The sequence below is a fragment of the Mycobacterium gordonae genome (assembly GCF_002101675.1).
Taxonomy (GTDB): Bacteria; Actinomycetota; Actinomycetes; order Mycobacteriales; family Mycobacteriaceae; genus Mycobacterium; species Mycobacterium gordonae.
This window is the reverse complement of the sequence record NZ_LQOY01000154.1, coordinates 1-1,265: the sequence shown is the minus strand read 5'-3', so window position 1 is coordinate 1,265 and position 1,265 is coordinate 1. Positions and strand designations below refer to the sequence as shown.

The window sequence follows — 1,265 nt, the reverse complement described above, 5'->3', positions numbered from 1 at the left end:
GGGTCTGCTGCACGAATAGGTGACATCTGAGTTGGCTTGCCCAGCATGGGCGGGCTGGAAGGATGTCCCCATGGCAAGGCCCTACCCCCGCGAGTTCCGCGACGACGTCGTCCGGGTCGCTCGCAACCGCGATGACGGTGTAACGATCGAGCAGATCGCCACCGATTTCGGAGTGCACCCGATGACGCTGCAGAAATGGCTCCGTCAGGCCGACATCGACGAAGGCACCAAGCCCGGCAAGAGCGCCAGCGAGTCCGGTGAGCTGCGCGAAGCCCGACGGCGGATCAAACTGCTAGAGCAAGAGAACGAGGTGCTGCGCCGGGCCGCAGCGTATTTATCGCAGGCCAATCTGCCGGGAAAAGGGTCTACCCGCTCGTGAAAGAGCTCGCCGCCGACGGGATCCCCGTCGCGGTGACGTGCCGGGTACTCAAGCTCTCCCGCCAACCGTATTACCGCTGGCTGGCCGACCCCATCACCGAGGCCGAACTCATCGAGGCCTACCGCGCCAATGCGCTGTTCGACGCGCACGCAGACGATCCGGAGTTCGGCTACCGCTACCTCGTGGAGGAGGCGCGCGATGCCGGCGAGCCGATGGCCGAGCGCACCGCATGGCGGATCTGCTCGCAGAATCGACTGTGGAGCGTGTTTGGTAAGAAACGCGGCAAGAACGGCAAAGTCGGGCCGCCGGTGCACGACGATCTTGTCGAGCGTGACTTCACCGCTGAAGGGCCAAATCAGTTGTGGCTCAGTGACATCACTGAGCACCGCACCGGTGAGGGCAAGCTCTACCTCTGTGCGATTAAGGACGTGTTCTCCAACCGGATCGTCGGCTACAGCATCGACTCCCGAATGAAGTCACAACTGGCCATCCGGGCACTACACAGCGCGGTAGCCCGACGCGGAGATGTCGCGGGGTGCATTCTGCACTCGGATCGCGGATCTCAGTTCCGGTCAAGGAAATTCGTACACGCCTTGAATCAACACGAGATGGTCGGCTCTATGGGCCGTGTCGGAGCCGCCGGCGACAACGCCGCCATCGAGAGCTTCTTTAGCCTGCTGCAGAAGAACGTGCTCGACCGCCGCCGCTGGGACACCCGAGAACAACTCCGCATCGCGATCGTCACCTGGATCGAGCGCACCTACCACCGGCGCCGCCGCCAGTCCGGCCTCGGGCGGTTGACCCCGATCGAATTCGAAGCAATCATGACCACACCGGCCAGTCAGGCCGCGTGACCGAAACTGTCACCTGATCGTGCAGCAGACCC

General features: G+C 63.4%; 1 protein-coding gene. It reads left to right on the top strand.

Annotated elements, in window-relative coordinates; all coding sequences use genetic code 11:
* Nucleotides 1-70: 70 nt before the first annotated feature.
* A protein-coding gene (locus AWC08_RS21840) for an IS3 family transposase (RefSeq protein ID WP_142283724.1) occupies nt 71-1,233 on the top strand; the annotation gives its coding sequence in 2 pieces (ribosomal slippage) (nt 71-355 and nt 358-1,233; 1,161 coding nt in all).
* Nucleotides 1,234-1,265 lie beyond the last annotated feature (32 nt).